Origin of the sequence: Actinomadura rubteroloni, assembly GCF_002911665.1 — a bacterium.
Classification (GTDB): domain Bacteria; phylum Actinomycetota; class Actinomycetes; order Streptosporangiales; family Streptosporangiaceae; genus Spirillospora; species Spirillospora rubteroloni.
In genome coordinates this window covers 111112-126409 of record NZ_MTBP01000005.1, presented here as the reverse complement: position 1 = coordinate 126409, position 15298 = coordinate 111112, and the positions used below count along the sequence as shown (strand labels likewise).

The window sequence follows — 15298 nt, the reverse complement described above, 5'->3', positions numbered from 1 at the left end:
CGAGGCCGGCCGCAGGGCCCGGTGTCACACCGGCACGCTGTCGCGGATCGCCCCCGCCCGCTCCGGCTCGGCGACCCGCGCGCAGTGCGCCGAGCAGTACCAGCGCCCGCCCACGTCCATCCCGTGCCCGATGATCCGGCACGAGCAGTGCTCGCAGATCGGCGCCATCGCGGTGATCGCGCACTCGAACGAGTCGAACGTGTGCACGCCGCCCCGCGCGTGGACCTCGAACGACAGCTCGTAGTCGTTGCCGCAGACCTCGCAGGTCCCCATCAGAGTCGTTTCCTCTCCCCCGTCGCCCCGCGCGGATGATCTACCCGGTCGCGCCCGTCCCCACGCCGATGATCTCCCGAGCGCGGACGGCGGCGGGCGCTCCCGGCCATGTGGGAACGCCCGCCGCCCGTTTCAGGGGGATGCGCCCGTGCTACACGCCCGCCTCGGCGAAGACCCGGGAGGCGTTCTCGCCCGTCCCGCCGCGCCGCAGGTAGGAGAACCAGGTCAGCCCGAGGCAGACCAGGTAGAACGCCGCCAGGATCAGCAGCGCGTTCCCGATGCTGCCGGTCTTCTCGATCGAGATCCGGAACGTCTGCTGGATGAGCACGCCGCCCGCCGCGCCGACCGCCGAGATCAGCCCGATCGCCGCCGCCGCCTGCCGCCGCGCCGCCGCGACCGCCGTCGCCTCGTCATCGCCCGCCGCCTTCGCCAGGGCCCGCGTCCGGAAGATCGCCGGGATCATCTTGTAGGTCGAGCCGTTGCCGATGCCCGTCGTCACGAAAACGAACAGGAACGCGGTGAGGAAGCCCGTCCAGTCCTTGGCGTGGACGGCGTAGGCGACCGCGCCGATGCCGAGGCCCATGAACAGGAAGTTCACCATCGTCACCCGCGCCCCGCCGAACCGGTCGGCGAGCCAGCCGCCGAACGGACGGGCCAGCGACCCCGCCAGCGCGCCGAGCCAGATGACGTGCGAGCCCGTCACCTCGGGGAACTGGTTCTTGATCAGCACGCCGAAGCTGAACGAGTACCCGATGAACGACCCGAACGTCCCGACGTACAGGACCGACATGACGATCGTCTGCCGGTCCCGGGCGCTGCCCGCCATCTCCCGGCCCGTGTAGGACGCGCTGGCCCGCGTCAGGTTGTTCATGAAGAAGTACGCGAGCACGGCCGCCACGACCACCAGCGGCATCCACACCCAGCCGACCGCGACGAGCCCGGCCGCGACGATCAGCGGCGGCATCGCGAGCTGCGTCACGCTCGTGCCGAGGTTCCCGCCCGCCGCGTTCAGCCCGAGCGGCAGGCCCTGCCGCTTCACCGGGTAGAAGTGCGTGATGTTCGCCATCGACGAGGCGAAGTTGCCGCCGCCGAGGCCCGTCGTCGCCGCGATCAGCAGCAGCGCCCAGAACGGGATCGACGGGTGCTCGATCGCGTACACGAACAGCCCGCACGGGATCAGCAGCAGCAGCGCGCTGATGATCGTGAAGTTGCGCCCGCCGAACCTCGCCGGCGCGAACGTGTACGGGATCCGCAGCGCCGCGCCCACCAGGTTCGGCAGCGTGGTCAGCCACAGCGTCTGCCCGACCGAGAGCGTGATGCCCACCTTCGGCAGGTTCAGCACCGCGATGCTCCACAGCAGCCACACCGAGAAGCCGAGGTGCTCGGTCAGGATCGAGCAGGCCAGGTTGCGGACCGCGACGCGGCGGCCCGTCGCGGACCAGAACCGCTCGTCGTCCGGCTCCCAGTCGTCGATCCAGTAGCGGCCCCTGCGAGCCTCCGCGCCGGCCTTTCCGGTCGTCGCGTCCGTCACCGCCGTCATGTTGTCGCCCTCCCGTTCGTCCGTCCCCGCAGAAGCTAGGGACGGCCCGTTACGGTCGTCGGCGCGAACTGTGCCCGGACTGCTACATCCTGCGCACTTCGGCGGCGGGCGGCGGTGAGGACCGGACGGAACGGGCGTCTCCGGACCCGCCGGGCCAGCGGTCCGGCACCCGGCCCGACGACCGCAGCACGGCCGGCCACGCCGCGCCGGGCGCCAGCGGCAGATGCGGAACCCCCCAGTGCCACGCCGCCGCCAGCAGTTCCGGATCGTCCGGTTCGTGGTCGGCGCCCGCGGCCCGCGCGAGGTCCCACGCGTGCAGGTGCCACTCGACGCACGCGGCGCCGACATGGTCCCCGACGGTGTACTTCGTCCCACGATAGACCAGATTCGTCCGGTCCCACTGGTCGGACACCAGGTCCGCGTACGCCCCCGCCGACACAGTGAACGCCGCGATCCGCTCCGGACCGGACTCGGCGGGCAGCACCGCCAGCTCCGCCGCGTTCTGCCGCGCCTGCCGCCGGATCAGGACGGCGGTCGCCGTCTCGCCCGCGAACAGCTTCGCGAGCCTGCTGTCCGGCGCGTCCTGCAAATACTCCAGATGGTTCTCGGCGACGCACCGCAGATGCCCGGCGAGGTCGGCCGCCCGCCACTCGGCGCACGGCGTCGGCGCCCGCCAGTCGGTGATCCGGGCGGCCTGCGCGCGGACCGCGCCGACCCCGTCCCGGTAGGACGCGAGGACGCGGTCCCGGTCCGGCGGCGTGCGCTCCACGTGTCCCCCCGAACACTGCGTCGGGCGCCGCTTCGGCGTGCCCGAGCACCTGCGCCGCGGCGCCCGTCCGGGCGTCCGGCGTTCCCGCGACCGCAGAATCCCAGAGTTCGGCGGCCGGTTCCACTCGTCCGCGCCGTGTCCGCGCCGTGTCCGCCCGGCGAATCGCCGGACGGTCCCCCGGGCGCGTTCAGCGGGCCCGTTCAGCGGGCGACGGCCGGGACCGTCCGGTAGCCCAGGCGCAGCGCCTCGCGGGCGGTGCGCAGCCGGTCGGCCTCCTCGGTCCACGGCTTGACCGCCGGGCGCGCCTTGGCCTTGCGCCGCTGGATCTGCGCGGCGCGGCGGGCGGACGCGTCCTGCTCGGGGACGCTGTAGGCGCGCGGCCCCATCGCGGCGCGCTCGGCGGCCTCGGCGGCGTCGAGCGCGGCGGTCAGGGCCTGGTCGAACCCGATCGTGAGCGTCCGGACCTCGGGCTCGGGAGCGTCGGCGGCCTGCGCGGCGCGCAACGCCGTCTCGGCCTCCCCCGCGGCGGCCAGCAGCGCCCGGTACCCGGCCGCCGCTCGCTGGTCCGCCTCGTACGGCGCGGCGACGTCCTTGCTCACCCGGCGGCCCAGCGGCATGGCGGTGCTCCCTGTCAGGTCGATCTTCGCTTCGGGCCAGCGTACGCGCGGACACGCCCGGCCGGATACCGAAGCCGCGCCCTTTACGCAGTAAGGTTACGCTGGAGACGACGACCCCGGCCAGGAAAGGCAGGCGCCGCATGGTCCGCCAGCCCAGCGTCAACGCCCAGCACCGTCCGCCGCTGTCCATCGACCGGATCATCGACGCCGCGCTGCGGATCGTGGACGGCCAGGGCCTCGCCCGCCTCACCATGCGCCGCCTCGGCGACGCGCTGGAGGTCGAGGCGATGGCGATCTACCACCATCTGCCCCGCGGCAAGGAACAACTCCTGGACGCGCTCGTCACGCACGTCGCGGCGGCCCCCGCCCCGCCCCCCGCCGACGCCGCGGCCTGGCGCGACGCGCTGCGCCGCTGGGCCGCCGCCTACCGCGAACGCCTCCTGGAACACGCCGGCGTCCTCCCGCTCGTCGTGACGCGCCGCAACCCGGCCGCGCTGACCGAGACGGCCGCCTCACTCCGCGAGATCCTGCGGCGCGGCGGCGTCCCCGAACAGGACGCCCTCGTGGCCGCGCACACACTGCTCGGCTACGTGATCGGGCACGCGGCCCTGGAGGCGCGCGGCACCCCCCGCGCCGGCGAGGGCGACCCCGACCCGGCCTGGCGCCACCGCTTCGACGCCGGCCTGAACCTGGTCCTCAACGCCATCTGACCCGGCACCGCCCACCCCAGACGCCGGACCCCCGCCGGCCCAACCCCACCATCCACCAGACCACGCCGCCCGCTCGGCCCGCTCGGCCCGTGGTCGCGGTGGTCGGGCGACGCGGGGTGCTCGGCCCACGCGGAATGCTCGGCCCACGCGGGATGCTCGGCCCGCCCGGGATGCTCGGCCCGCCCGGGATGCTCGGCCCGCTCGGAGTGCTCGGCCCGCCCGGGATGCTCTGGCCGCTCGGGGGGTCAGTCTTCGACGACCAGGACTTCCAGGGCGGACGGGCCGTGCGGGGACGGGGTGCGGGACGGGCCCGGTGCGATGGCCGGGCCGGTCAGCCAGGTCTGCGGGCGGGACGGGAGGAGGCGCGCGACCGCCTCGGGCACCGTTCCGGCGATCTGGTCGGCGTGGACGACGCACAGGTGCAGGGCGGGCCGCAGGGTCAGCGCGCGACGGCCCTGGCCGCGTCCGCCGTCGAGGACGATCGTGCCGGTCTCGGCGACCGCCGCCGCGCAGCCGGTGACGACCGCGTCCGGGGCGGCGTCCGGGGCGTCGGGGACGATCTCGACGCCGTCCAGTTCGGCGAGCCAGCCGGCGGGCAGGCCGGACGGAACATTGATCCGTTTCACGTCCCGGGCCCAGAGCGCGGCGGCCAGCGCGGTCGCCAGTTCGTCCGCGCCGACGTGCCGTACCGGCGTCCCGTGTCCGGCGACCCGCTCCAGGAACAGCGCGAGCACGTCCGCGCGGCCCGCGCCGAGGTGGCGCCGGTAGTCGCGCGGCACCGCCACCGGGGTGCCGCGCTCCGGGCCGAGCGCGTCCCGGATCCGGGCGAGCACGCGGTCGCGGGACGTCACGGCCGCTCCCCCCGGTCGCGCCACCACACGCGGAAGCTGCGCGCGGGCGGGGCGGGCAGGTCGCGGGCGTCGGTCCACACGCCGAGGCGTCCGGGCAGGCGGCGGATCCGGCCGCCGCGCGCCAGCAGCCGCGCCCAGCGCGTCCCGCCGCGCAGCGCCGCCTCGTACCGCTGCGGGTCGGCGAGCGTCCAGGCCGCCGCGCGCATCATCGCCAGCTCGGGCGTGGGCACCGGACGGCCGCGCCGCGCGTCCACGACCTTCCCGCGCAGCCGCACCAGGACCTCGGGGATGTCGATCTCGACCGGGCACACGTCCGCGCACGCCCCGCACAGCGTGGACGCGAACGGCAGCGACGCGTTCGCCGCCGAGGCGACGCCGCGCAGTTGCGGGGTGCGGATGGCGCCGATCGGTCCCGCGTGGGGCGCGCCGTAGGGCTCGGGGCCCGTCCGCTCGTACACCGGGCAGACGTGCAGGCAGGCGTCGCAGCCCACGCAGCGCAGCGCGGCGCGTCCGACCTCGTCGGCGAGCGCGCGGGTGCGGCCGTTGTCGAGCAGGACGAGATGGAACGCGGCCGGCCCGTCCCCCGCGACGACGCCCGTCCACGCCGACACGACCGGCGCGAGCCGCTCCCCCGCCGACCGCGACACCGACTGCAGCAGGACCTCCAGGTCCGCCCGGTCGGGGACGACCTGCTCCAGCCCGGCCACCGTGATCAGCGCGTCCGGGACGGTCAGGCACCGCCACACGTCGCCCGCCCGCTCCAGCGCGACCATCGTGCCGGTCTCGGCGACCATGAAGTCGACTCCGGTGACCGCGACGCGCGCCCCGGCCGGGAAGGCCGCGTGCGCGCCGGTGCGGTGGACGGCGATCCCGGCGGCGGCGAGCGCGCCGTCGAGCCCGATCTCGTCCAGGACCGGCGCGGCGGGGGCGGCGACCTCGCCGGCGCCCGCCGCGAGCCGGACCACGGTCCGCGCGGCCTGCGCCGCGTTCTCCGCCCAGTGGACGGTCCCGCCCGCGTCGGCGACGGCGCGTTCCAGCCGTTCCAGGCAGGCGTCGAGGTTGAGCAGCGTCCGGTCCTTCACGGCGCGGCCGGCCGCCCGCAGTGCCGGCCAGTCCGGCAGCTCGGCGACGGCGGCGGCACGCCGGGCCCGGGCGTCGGCGGCCGTGTCGGCGAGCGCGCGACGCAGCGCAGTGTCGGCGAGCGCCGGGCGGGCCGCCGCGGCGAACTTCGGCCGGGGGGTCACGCGCCGTCCCCGGCGAGGATCTCGGCGAGGTGCAGGACGCGCACGCCCGACCGCTCCCGCGACAGCGCCCCGCCGATGTGGGCGAGGCAGGAGTTGTCGACGGCGCAGACGACGTCGGGCGCGGCGGACCGGATGTGGCGGACCTTGTCGGCGGCGAGCGCGACCGACACGTCGGCGTTCTTCAGCGCGAACGTCCCGCCGAACCCGCAGCACTCCTCGGCCGCCGGGATCTCGGCCAGCTCCAGCCCCCGGACCGCGCGCAGCAGCCGCAGCGGCCGGTCGCCCGCGCCGAGCGCCCGCGCGGAGTGGCAGGTCGGGTGGTAGGCGACGCGGTGCGGGAAGGACGCGCCGACGTCGGTGACGCCGAGGACGTCCACCAGGAACTCGGTCAGCTCGTGGACGGGCGGCACGGGCGGCACGTCCCGCTCGCCCGCCGCGCGCAGCATCCGCGCGTGGTCGCGCCGGACGGTCGCCGCGCAGGACGCCGACGGCGTCACGATCGCGTCGTGGCCCGCGAACGCCGCCGCGAACCCGCGCGCCAGCCCGGCGGCCTCGGCGTGGTAGCCGGTCGTCCAGTGCATCTGCCCGCAGCACGTCTGCGCGGACGGGAAGGCGACCTCGTGGCCCAGGCGCTCCAGCAGCCGCACGACGGCGCGGCCGGTGGCGGGGAACAGCGCGTCGTTGAAACACGCGACGAACAGCGCCACGCGCATAGCGCCCTCACCTTCGTCCCGGCCGTGCGGCGCCCACGCCGACGGTCCACGCCCGCCAATCGTAGGGTCCCGTCCCGGGCGGTCCGACCGAAACGGGCGTTCGACCGTGGCCGGAGCGGGCCGCCGGACGGATACGTTCTACTGACCGTCGCGACTCTTCTCGCCCCGTGCGGCGTGTCGAACGGTGCGGTCGTGCTATTCGCGAGCGACGCTGTGACCAGCGCGTCCGTCCCGCGGCGTGCCCCGTCGCGCCGCCACCGGTCCGGCGGGCGTGCGCGACGGGCGGCCGCGCGGGCGCCCGCGCCCGGGGCCACCGGACAACCGTCCCATCGGGCTATGGCCGGTGGCCCGTGAACCGTTCCACACTGGGACGCGTCCCAATGACCGACATCACATTCAGACCGAGATCCGGAGGCACGCCGATGTGCCCGCACCAACCGCCCTGTCCCGTGTCCACCGCGTCCGACCGTGACGCCGCGCGCACCGTGGCGCGCCACCCCGAGCAGGGGTGGAGCCTGCTCTGCAACGGGGTCGTGATCTTCGACGACACCGGTGAGCTGCTGCCCGACGGCGGCGTGGTCGCGCCGCGCCGGCCGACCGGCACCGGAGCCGTCCCCGCGGCCTGATCTCGCCCGGGCGCCGGGGCCGTGCCCGTACCGGCCCCCGCCCGAACCGCGTGACTAGCCCGAAAGGGCCGGTGCGGCCCATCGGCGCAGCCACGGCAGCGCGGCCGCCCCGGCCGCCGCCGGGTCCCGCGCCAGGTCGTGCCGTTCCCCCGGCAGGACGACGACCGCCGCGGCGTCCGCCGCGTCCGGGACCCCGAACGGGTCGCGGTCGCCGTTCACCACCAGCACCTCCACCCCCGCCGTCCGCAGCTCCTCGGCCCGTGACCGCTCCGGGCGCCCCGGCGGACGCAGCGGGAACGCCAGCGCGACGACCCCCGCGGCGCCGGCGGCCCGGGCCGTCCGGCACGCGACGCGCGCGCCGTTGCTGCGTCCGCCCTGCACCAGCGGCACCGGCGGGTACAGCGCGCGGACGGCGGCGACGGCCTCCAGCCACGCCGCGTCCTGCTTGTCCGCCGGCCCGGGCGCGCGGCGTCCCGCCCGGCGGAACGGCTGGAGCACGCGCGCGACCGCGCCCCCGGCGCCGAGCGCGGCGTCCCGGACGGCCAGCAGGTCCGGCGCGTCCACGCCGCCGTTCGAGCCGTGCGTGAGCACCAGCAGGAAGGCCGGATCGGCGGGGCCGTCCAGCGTCGCCTCGGCCGTCCCCCGCTCCGTCTCGATCTCCATGCCCGTCACCGTAGCGGGCCGCATCAACGTTGATCATCGTGGGCACACTCCCGGGCATGGAGAACATGAGCGAGCCCGAGTGGCGCGAGTTCGTGGCCGAGGGCACCCGCACCGCGAAGGTCGCCGTCACCCGCAAGGACGGGACGCCGCACGTCACGCCCGTCTGGTTCGTCCTGGACGGCGACGACCTCGTCTTCAACACCGGCGCCCGGACGGTCAAGGGCCGCGCCCTCCGCCGGGAGCCGCGCGTGTCCCTGTGCGTCGAGGACGACACCCCGCCCTACTCCTTCGTGACGATCCACGGCGAGGCGGAACTGTCCGAGGACGTGGACGCGATGCTGCCCCTCTCGATCCGCATCGGCGCCCGCTACATGGGCGACGAACGCGGCGAGGAGTTCGGCCGCCGCAACGCCGTCCCGGGCGAACTGCTGATCCGCGTCCGCGTCCGGGACGTCATAGCGCAGCGGGACCTGGCCGACTGACACCCGTCCGCCCGCCTCTTCGTGAGCCGTTGCGGTCGCCGGACTGGTCGCGCGCTCCGACACGACCGGCGCCCGCAGCACCCGGCCCGCTAGGTCAGGCGGGGGTGCGCCTCGGCGTAGGCGGCCAGGCCGTTGGCGAACGACTCGAACATCGGGCGGAACATGCGGCGTTCCAGTGCTCCGGATAGCGGACGGAACGGCGCGGACGGGGTGTAGTGCACCTGCCAGTCGAGGTCGGCGTGGCCGTCGCCGGAAGGGCGGAACCGGATGTCCTCGATGAGGCGGCGGGTCAGCGGCAGGGTCATCGCGTCGGAGCTGAAGGCGAAGCGGGCGCCGGGCTCCCAGGCGAGCATGCGCTCGCGGACCGAGATCCAGCGCAGGTGGATGTCCCGGACGGTCCCGACGCCGTGCGGTACGGGGGTGTGCCAAGTCGTCCGGCGGTAGCCCTCGGCCCACGCGGCCTGGTTCTCACCGGTCGCGATGATCTCGAACAGCCGGTCGGGGGTGGCGCGGACCGGGCGCCGGATGCGGATGTGGCGGCTCATCCGGGGGATGTCGTCGAGGACGCTCGCGAGGTTTCTGATCATCATGGCCGCTCCTTGTGCGTGAGGTCTCAAGAAAAAAACCTCCTGGCCGGTATGTCAAGGGTTTACATACCGGCCAGGAGGTTTATTCTGGGCGCGTGACCCAGTCGACGAAGAACCCGGCGACGCCCAAGGGCGAGGCCACCCGCGCGTTCCTGCTGGCGACGGCGGCGCGGGTGTTCGCGGAACGCGGCTACACCGCCACCACGCAGAACGAGCTGATCGCGGCGTCCGGGCTGACCAAGGGCGCCTTCTACTTCTACTTCCCGTCGAAGCGGGAGCTGGCGCTGGCCGTGCTGGAGGACCAGCAGGCGCGGTGGCTGGAGAAGGTCGGCGGACGGGTGCTGGCCGCGTCCGGAGCGCCCGGGCGGCTGCGGGCGCTCGTCCACGCGATGCTCGACCTGATCCGCGACGATCCGGGAGCGTGGAGCGTCACCCGCCTGACCAGGGAGCTGTCGGACGATCCCGCGGCCGCGGACCAGGTCCGGCGGCCGATGCGGCGATGGGTGGACTTCGTGGCCGGCCTGATCCGGGACGGCCAGGCGAACGGGGAACTCCGGGCGGGCCCGGATCCCGAGGCCCTGGCCGTCGTGCTGGTGGGGGCCTTCGACGGGCTGAAGTCGCTGACCGACGTCCTGGATCCCGGCGAGCAGGCGGGCGAGCGGTTCGCCGAACGGGCGCGCGTCCTGCTCGAACTCACGGAACTCGCGCTCGTCCGCGACTGAGGACTCCTGGACCCCGGCGCGCGAACGTCCGGGACGAAAACATACCGTCCAAGCTGTTTAAATGAAGGGAACCGTCATGGACGTCAAAGGCCGGACGGCGCTGATCACCGGCGCCTCCACCGGAATCGGCGCCGCCTACGCGCGTGAGCTGGCGGCGCGCGGGGCCGCGCTGATCCTCGTGGCCCGCAGGGAGAGCAAGCTCAAGGAGCTGGCCGACGATCTGCGCACTACGCACGGGGTGCGCGTCGACGTCGCGCCGCTGGACCTGGCCCGGCCCGGCGCGGCCGAGATCCTCGCCGGTCACGTGTCCGAACTCGGCCGGACCGTGGACATCCTGATCAACAACGCCGGATTCGCCACCCACGGCGACGTCGCGACCGCCGACCCCGAACGCCTCACCGAGCAGGTGAGCCTCAACTGCACGACGGTCGTCGACCTGACCACGCGCTTCCTCCCGGCGATGATCGCCGGCCGGTCCGGGGTGGTGGTCAACGTCGCCAGCACGGCGGCCTTCCAGCCGATCGCGCACATGGCCGTCTACGGGGCGACCAAGGCGTTCGTGCTCTCCTTCACCGAAGCGCTCTGGGCCGAGACCGCCGGAACAGGCGTCCGGGTCGTCGCGATCTGCCCCGGTTCGACCGACACCCCCTTCTTCGACGTGGTCGGCGCGGAGGAGGCGTCCATGGGCAAGCGCCGCAGCCCCGAACAGGTCGTCGCCACGACCTTCGCCGCCCTGGACCGGGGCCGTCCCAGCGCCGTCGACGGCCGCGTCAACGCGCTCCTCTCCCGTCTCCCCCGGCTCCTCCCCCGTCGCGCCACCCTCCGCATCGCCGAACGAGCCGTGCGCCCGAACCCGGCCTAGCGGGATCGGGGCCTGTGGTCGCCGCTCGTGGCGCGTCTCGTAACCGGCCGGCTGTACGTCGGGATCGCGGGGCGGCCGTGGCGAACGCACGCCGGTTCGTCCACGCGTGGCGGACGGGGGGGCCGGTGTCAGGCGGGGTCGGGGGCGGCCGGGTCGCGGTCGGCGTCGGCGGGCGCGCCGAGCGCGAGGCGCAGCCGCTCGGCGAAGCTCTCGTGCAGCAACGGCCCCCACGCGTACGCGCCGGGGACCTGGACGGCCTCGGCGAGGGCGCGCCGGTCCGCCGGGGCGTCGGTGTCCTCGGCCTTCCGGACGGCCAGCAGCGCGTACATGTGGTCCAGTGCCCCGAACGCCTCCCCGGCGACGGCGGGGAGCGTCCCGTCGGCGGCGGCGCCCTCCAGCACCGGCTCCCACCACAGCGCGGCGGGGTCGCCGGGCTCCTCCTCGTCGGCGGCGAAGTCGCGGCGCAGCCGGGCGCGGACCTGGCCCGCCACCGCCGGGTCGGCGAGCCCGCGCCGCCAGGCCTCGCGCGCCTCCTCGCCCCGGCCGCGCAGCGGCAGCGTCCGGGCGAGCAGTTCGGTGGCCAGCGGCGCGACCTCGGGGTCGGCGGGGCCGTCGGCGAGGGCGGCGCCGAACGCGCCGATCGCCTGGTCCAGGCAGGCGATGCCGAGCGCGACGGCGAGCCGGGCGTACGCGTACGGGGCACCGCCGGGCTCGATGAGCTTCAGCCCCGCGGTGAGGACGCGCTGGGCGCGGGCCGGCTCGCCGCGTTCCAGCAGCCGCTGCGCGAGGTCGTGCGCGGCGAGCGTGCCGTACTCGGGGTCGCCGGTCGCGACGGCCTCCTCCCAGTGCTCGCGGGCGGCGGCGAAGTCCCCGGCGTCGTCGGCGATGCGGGCCAGCGCGAGCCGGGCGGGCGGCAGGTAGGCGGGGTTGCCGAACTCCACGACCGTCCGCCAGGCGGGCGCGGCCTGGTCGCGCTCGCCCGCGCGCTCGTGCGTGAGAGCGAGGTGGTAGGCGGCGCGCGGCCCGTACTCGGGGTCGCCGGTGGCGATGGCGGCGCGGTCGGCGGCACGTGCCCCCGCGACGTCGCCGGCGTCGTCCAGGACGACCGCGAGGCCGAGCGCGGCACGCGCCCGGTGCGGGGTGTCGCCGAGGTCGAGCACCTGCTCGAACAGCCGGGCGGCGCCGCCGGGGTCGCCGTTCTCGGCGAGCGCGCGGGCGCGCTCGCACAACTGCGCCGGATCCGGCGTGTCGCTCATCGGTCTACTGCCCTCTGGGGGTCGGGGTCGGCGCCCAGAAGCCTAGCGTTCGCCGGCCCCCGGGCCCACCCGCGACGCGCGGCCGGACGGGCGCGGCGGACGGGTCCGCCGCGCCCGCGCGGGTCAGTCCTCGAACGCCTCCGGCGGCGGGCAGGAGCAGACGAGGTTGCGGTCGCCGTAGGCCTGGTCGATGCGGCGGACGGGCGGCCAGTACTTGTCCTGGCGCAGCGACGGGAGGGGGTAGGCGGCCTCTTCGCGCGTGTAGGAGTGCTTCCAGTCGTCGGCCAGCAGGGACGCGGCGGTGTGGGGGGCGTTGCGGAGCGGGTTGTCCTCGGGGTCCCACTCGCCGGACTCGACGCGGTCGATCTCGCGGCGGATCGCGACCATGGCGTCCACGAACCGGTCGAGTTCGGCGAGGTCCTCGCTCTCGGTCGGCTCGATCATCAGGGTGCCGGCGACGGGGAACGAGAGCGTCGGGGCGTGGAAGCCGTAGTCGATGAGGCGCTTGGCGACGTCCTCGGCGGTGATCCCGGTCCGCTTGGTGATCTTGCGGAGGTCGGCGATGCACTCGTGGGCGACGAGGCCGCCGCGTCCGGTGTAGAGGATCGGGTAGTGCGGGGCGAGGCGGGCGGCGAGGTAGTTGGCGGCGATGACGGCGCCCTCGGTGGCGGCGCGCAGGCCGTCCGGGCCCATCATCGCGATGTAGGCCCAGGAGATCGGCAGGATGCCCGCCGAACCCCACGGCGCCGCCGAGATCGTCCCGGTTCCGGGGAGTTCCGGGCGCAGCGGGTGCGTCGGGAGGAACGGGACGAGGTGCTCGCGGACGCCGACCGGGCCGACGCCCGGCCCGCCGCCGCCGTGCGGGATGCAGAACGTCTTGTGCAGGTTGAGGTGGGAGACGTCGGAGCCGAACTCGCCGGGACGGGCGAGGCCGACCAGCGCGTTGAGGTTCGCGCCGTCCACGTAGACCTGGCCGCCCGCCGCGTGGACGGCCGCGCACACGTCGGTGATCGTCTCCTCGAACACGCCGTGCGTGGACGGGTACGTCACCATGATCGCGGCCACTGACGCGCCGTGCTTCGCGAGCTTGGCGTGCAGGTCGTCCACGTCGATGTTGCCGCCGTCGTCGCAGGCCACGACGACGACCCGCATCCCGGCCATGACGGCGCTCGCCGCGTTCGTCCCGTGCGCCGAGGACGGGATCAGGCAGACGTCGCGGTGCTCCTCGCCGCGCGACCGGTGGTAGCCCCGGATCGCCAGCAGGCCCGCCAGCTCGCCCTGCGATCCGGCGTTCGGCTGGACCGACACCTTCGCGTACCCGGTGATCTCGGCGAGCGCGGCCTCCAGCTCGCCGATCAGCTCCAGGTACCCGGCGGCCTGGTCGAGCGGGGCGAACGGGTGCAGGTCCGCGAACTCGGGCCAGGTGACGGGCTCCATCTCGGCGGTGGCGTTCAGCTTCATCGTGCAGGAGCCGAGCGGGATCATCGAGCGGTCCAGCGCGACGTCCCGGTCCTGGAGGCGGCGCAGGTACCGGAGCATCGCCGTCTCGGACCGGTGCTCGTGGAAGACCGGGTGCGTCAGGTACGGGCTCTCGCGGCGCAGGACGTCCGGGAACGCCTCGGCGGGCTCGGCGGGCACGTCCGCGGCCACGCCGAACGCGGCGAGGACGGCGGTGACGTGCTCGGGCAGCGTCCGCTCGTCGCACGCGATGGCGACGTGGTCGGCGTCCACCGGCCGCAGGTTGACGCCGCGCTCGCGGGCGGCGGCCAGCACGGCGCCGGCGCGGCCGGGCACCCGGGCGAGGACGGTGTCGAAGAACACCCCGTGGACGACCTCCACCCCGCCGTCCCGCAGGGCGGACGCGAGCCCGGCGGCGTGCCCGTGGACGCGCTGGGCGATCGCGGCGAGCCCGTCCGGCCCGTGGTAGACCGCGTACATGCTCGCCATGACGGCCAGCAGGACCTGGGCGGTGCAGATGTTGCTGGTGGCCTTCTCCCGGCGGATGTGCTGCTCGCGGGTCTGGAGCGCGAGCCGGTAGGCGGGCGAACCGTCGGCGTCCACCGACAGCCCGACCAGCCGGCCCGGCAACTGCCGCTGCAGCCCCTCGCGGACGGCCAGGTAGCCCGCGTGCGGCCCGCCGAACCCGTACGGGACGCCGAACCGCTGCGCCGAGCCGACCACGATGTCCGCGCCCGCCTCGCCCGGCGACCGCAGCAGCGTCAGCGCGAGCAGGTCGGCGGCGACGACGGCCTGTGCGCCGCGCTCGTGCGCCGCCTCGATCACCGGCGCCAGGTCCCGGACGGCCCCCGACGCCCCCGGGTACTGCAGCAGCACGCCGAAGAACTCGCCGTCGGGCAGCCCGCCGGACAGGTCCGCGACGACCAGGTCGATGCCGAGCGGCACCGCCCGCGTCCGGACGACCTCGATCGTCTGCGGCAGCGCGTCGGCGTCCACCAGGAACGCGCCGGGCTCCTTGCGGCGGGTCGCGCGGTGCGCCAGCGTCATGGCCTCGGCGGCGGCGGTGCCCTCGTCCAGCATCGAGGCGTTCGCGACCGGCAGCCCGGTGAGGTCGCTCACGGCCGTCTGGAAGTTCAGCAGCGCCTCCAGCCGGCCCTGCGAGATCTCCGGCTGGTAGGGCGTGTACGCGGTGTACCAGCCGGGGTTCTCCAGGACGTTGCGCAGGATCACCCCCGGCGTGATCGTCCCGTGGTAGCCGAGCCCGATCATCGAGGCCAGCACCGTGTTGCGGGACGCGATCTCGCGCAGCCGCGCCAGCGCCGCCGGCTCGCTCAGCGCGGGCGGCAGGTCCAGCGGGCGGTCGGTGCGGATCCCGGCGGGGACGGCCGCGTCGACCAGCGCCTCGGCGGTGGAGTACCCGACGGCCGCGAGCATGCGGTCGCGGTCGGACGCGTCCGGGCCGATGTGGCGGTCGGCGAAGACCGTCCGGGGCCGGCGGGGCGTGGCCACCGGGGAAAGGTGTCGAGCCGTCATGTGGGAGAGCCTCCTGGGGCTGCAGCGGTCGGTGAGACGCGTCACCGGTCTCCTGCCTTCTCCCCCTCTGTCATGGCACCTGAGAGCTTCCCCCGCCCGCGAGCGGGGTTTCCCCTTCGGTGTGGCCCGCGCACGGCGGAGCCCGCTTTCCAGAGGCGCCTCGTCCGCGCGGTCCTTTTGCCTGAGAGGTTCCGGGGAGGGTTGCCCCTTCGGCGTCCCGGCGCTGGCGGCCCGGGATCTCTCCCGCGCGGGGTCGACGGCTGTCCGTGATCGACTCTATCCAACGGCCGGGCGCGTCCCGCACCCCGGCCCGCCGGGGCGCTGCGGCGACCGGCGCGGAGCCCGGCCAGTACGATAACCACAGCTCACGGCCGACGGAGACGAGGGGTGCT

At 75.3% G+C, this 15298-nt stretch carries 16 protein-coding genes and 1 riboswitch; of the genes, 5 read left to right on the top strand and 11 right to left on the bottom strand.

Annotated features, from left to right (window positions below; genetic code table 11):
• Positions 1–24: 24 nt before the first annotated feature.
• The 4 genes from BTM25_RS27240 to BTM25_RS27225 form a co-directional block, all read right to left on the bottom strand.
• Positions 25–273, bottom strand: a complete 249-nt coding sequence (locus tag BTM25_RS27240) for a hypothetical protein (RefSeq protein ID WP_103566210.1) — start codon at positions 271–273, stop codon at positions 25–27.
• 151 nt (positions 274–424) lie between these two features.
• Positions 425–1813 carry an MFS transporter gene (locus tag BTM25_RS27235; protein ID WP_103566207.1) on the bottom strand — a complete coding sequence of 463 codons (1389 nt, stop codon included), beginning with the start codon at positions 1811–1813 and terminating at the stop codon, positions 425–427.
• An 82-nt stretch (positions 1814–1895) separates the two neighbouring features.
• Positions 1896–2582, bottom strand: a complete 687-nt coding sequence (locus tag BTM25_RS27230; RefSeq protein ID WP_103566203.1) for a maleylpyruvate isomerase N-terminal domain-containing protein — start codon at positions 2580–2582, stop codon at positions 1896–1898.
• 200 nt (positions 2583–2782) lie between these two features.
• Positions 2783–3199: a plectin gene (locus BTM25_RS27225; protein ID WP_103566201.1), complete on the bottom strand. Its 417-nt coding sequence runs from the start codon at positions 3197–3199 to the stop codon at positions 2783–2785.
• 140 nt (positions 3200–3339) lie between these two features.
• Here BTM25_RS27225 and BTM25_RS27220 point away from each other — a divergent pair, with 140 nt between their 5' ends.
• On the top strand, positions 3340–3909 hold the full coding sequence (locus tag BTM25_RS27220; RefSeq protein ID WP_103566198.1) for a TetR/AcrR family transcriptional regulator: 570 nt from the start codon (positions 3340–3342) through the stop codon (positions 3907–3909).
• A gap of 245 nt (positions 3910–4154) precedes the next feature.
• On the opposite strand, the gene BTM25_RS27215 is transcribed toward BTM25_RS27220, so the two are convergent.
• Genes BTM25_RS27215 through BTM25_RS27205 form a run of 3 tightly spaced genes read right to left on the bottom strand, consistent with a single transcriptional unit; the run spans position 4155 to position 6717 of the window.
• Positions 4155–4760, bottom strand: coding sequence for an LUD domain-containing protein (locus tag BTM25_RS27215; RefSeq protein WP_235828723.1), 606 nt, complete (start codon positions 4758–4760; stop codon positions 4155–4157).
• Positions 4757–6004, bottom strand: coding sequence for an LUD domain-containing protein (locus BTM25_RS27210; RefSeq protein ID WP_103566197.1), 1248 nt, complete (start codon positions 6002–6004; stop codon positions 4757–4759). Before BTM25_RS27210 ends, BTM25_RS27215 begins: the two co-directional genes overlap by 4 nt.
• Positions 6001–6717, bottom strand: a complete 717-nt coding sequence (locus tag BTM25_RS27205) for a (Fe-S)-binding protein (RefSeq protein WP_103566194.1) — start codon at positions 6715–6717, stop codon at positions 6001–6003. The genes BTM25_RS27210 and BTM25_RS27205 overlap by 4 nt, the downstream gene beginning before the upstream one ends.
• Positions 6718–7139: 422 nt before the next feature.
• Here BTM25_RS27205 and BTM25_RS27200 point away from each other — a divergent pair, with 422 nt between their 5' ends.
• A complete protein-coding gene (locus BTM25_RS27200; protein ID WP_103566192.1) occupies positions 7140–7343 on the top strand; it encodes a DUF5999 family protein in 204 nt (67 codons plus the stop codon).
• A gap of 54 nt (positions 7344–7397) precedes the next feature.
• Here BTM25_RS27200 and BTM25_RS27195 read toward each other — a convergent pair whose 3' ends face one another.
• Positions 7398–8006, bottom strand: coding sequence for an alpha/beta hydrolase family protein (locus tag BTM25_RS27195; RefSeq protein ID WP_103566190.1), 609 nt, complete (start codon positions 8004–8006; stop codon positions 7398–7400).
• A 56-nt stretch (positions 8007–8062) separates the two neighbouring features.
• On the opposite strand from BTM25_RS27195, the gene BTM25_RS27190 reads away from it, so the two are divergent.
• The gene (locus BTM25_RS27190; protein ID WP_103566188.1) at positions 8063–8488 is read left to right on the top strand and encodes a PPOX class F420-dependent oxidoreductase; all 426 of its coding nucleotides are present in this window, start codon (positions 8063–8065) and stop codon (positions 8486–8488) included.
• An 89-nt stretch (positions 8489–8577) separates the two neighbouring features.
• Here BTM25_RS27190 and BTM25_RS27185 read toward each other — a convergent pair whose 3' ends face one another.
• Positions 8578–9078 carry an SRPBCC family protein gene (locus BTM25_RS27185; protein ID WP_103566185.1) on the bottom strand — a complete coding sequence of 167 codons (501 nt, stop codon included), beginning with the start codon at positions 9076–9078 and terminating at the stop codon, positions 8578–8580.
• A gap of 92 nt (positions 9079–9170) precedes the next feature.
• Between BTM25_RS27185 and BTM25_RS27180 the strand changes: the two genes are divergently transcribed.
• Together BTM25_RS27180 and BTM25_RS27175 are read left to right on the top strand one after the other, a co-directional pair.
• Positions 9171–9797 carry a TetR/AcrR family transcriptional regulator gene (locus BTM25_RS27180; RefSeq protein ID WP_103566182.1) on the top strand — a complete coding sequence of 209 codons (627 nt, stop codon included), beginning with the start codon at positions 9171–9173 and terminating at the stop codon, positions 9795–9797.
• Between the two features lie 61 nt (positions 9798–9858).
• The gene (locus BTM25_RS27175; RefSeq protein WP_205648299.1) at positions 9859–10659 is read left to right on the top strand and encodes an SDR family NAD(P)-dependent oxidoreductase; all 801 of its coding nucleotides are present in this window, start codon (positions 9859–9861) and stop codon (positions 10657–10659) included.
• A 128-nt stretch (positions 10660–10787) separates the two neighbouring features.
• On the opposite strand, the gene BTM25_RS27170 is transcribed toward BTM25_RS27175, so the two are convergent.
• Positions 10788–11915 (bottom strand): tetratricopeptide repeat protein, encoded by a 1128-nt coding sequence (locus BTM25_RS27170; RefSeq protein ID WP_103566177.1) that lies wholly within the window; start codon positions 11913–11915, stop codon positions 10788–10790.
• Between the two features lie 123 nt (positions 11916–12038).
• Positions 12039–14906, bottom strand: a complete 2868-nt coding sequence (gcvP, locus tag BTM25_RS27165; protein WP_103566176.1) for an aminomethyl-transferring glycine dehydrogenase — start codon at positions 14904–14906, stop codon at positions 12039–12041.
• Between the two features lie 159 nt (positions 14907–15065).
• A riboswitch (glycine riboswitch) is annotated at positions 15066–15162 on the bottom strand.
• Positions 15163–15298 lie beyond the last annotated feature (136 nt).

Bases quoted from the DNA above. Each gene is read 5' to 3' on its own strand.
- BTM25_RS27235 (WP_103566207.1), bottom strand. From the start codon at position 1,813: ATGACGGCGGTGACGGACGCGACGACCGGAAAGGCCGGCGCGGAGGCT.
- BTM25_RS27205 (WP_103566194.1), bottom strand. From the start codon at position 6,717: ATGCGCGTGGCGCTGTTCGTCGCGTGTTTCAACGACGCGCTGTTCCCC.
- BTM25_RS27185 (WP_103566185.1), bottom strand. From the start codon at position 9,078: ATGATGATCAGAAACCTCGCGAGCGTCCTCGACGACATCCCCCGGATG.
- BTM25_RS27220 (WP_103566198.1), top strand. From the start codon at position 3,340: ATGGTCCGCCAGCCCAGCGTCAACGCCCAGCACCGTCCGCCGCTGTCC.
- BTM25_RS27175 (WP_205648299.1), top strand. From the start codon at position 9,859: ATGAAGGGAACCGTCATGGACGTCAAAGGCCGGACGGCGCTGATCACC.
- BTM25_RS27240 (WP_103566210.1), bottom strand. From the start codon at position 273: ATGGGGACCTGCGAGGTCTGCGGCAACGACTACGAGCTGTCGTTCGAG.
- BTM25_RS27195 (WP_103566190.1), bottom strand. From the start codon at position 8,006: ATGGAGATCGAGACGGAGCGGGGGACGGCCGAGGCGACGCTGGACGGC.
- BTM25_RS27225 (WP_103566201.1), bottom strand. From the start codon at position 3,199: ATGCCGCTGGGCCGCCGGGTGAGCAAGGACGTCGCCGCGCCGTACGAG.
- BTM25_RS27200 (WP_103566192.1), top strand. From the start codon at position 7,140: ATGTGCCCGCACCAACCGCCCTGTCCCGTGTCCACCGCGTCCGACCGT.
- gcvP (WP_103566176.1), bottom strand. From the start codon at position 14,906: ATGACGGCTCGACACCTTTCCCCGGTGGCCACGCCCCGCCGGCCCCGG.
- BTM25_RS27190 (WP_103566188.1), top strand. From the start codon at position 8,063: ATGGAGAACATGAGCGAGCCCGAGTGGCGCGAGTTCGTGGCCGAGGGC.
- BTM25_RS27170 (WP_103566177.1), bottom strand. From the start codon at position 11,915: ATGAGCGACACGCCGGATCCGGCGCAGTTGTGCGAGCGCGCCCGCGCG.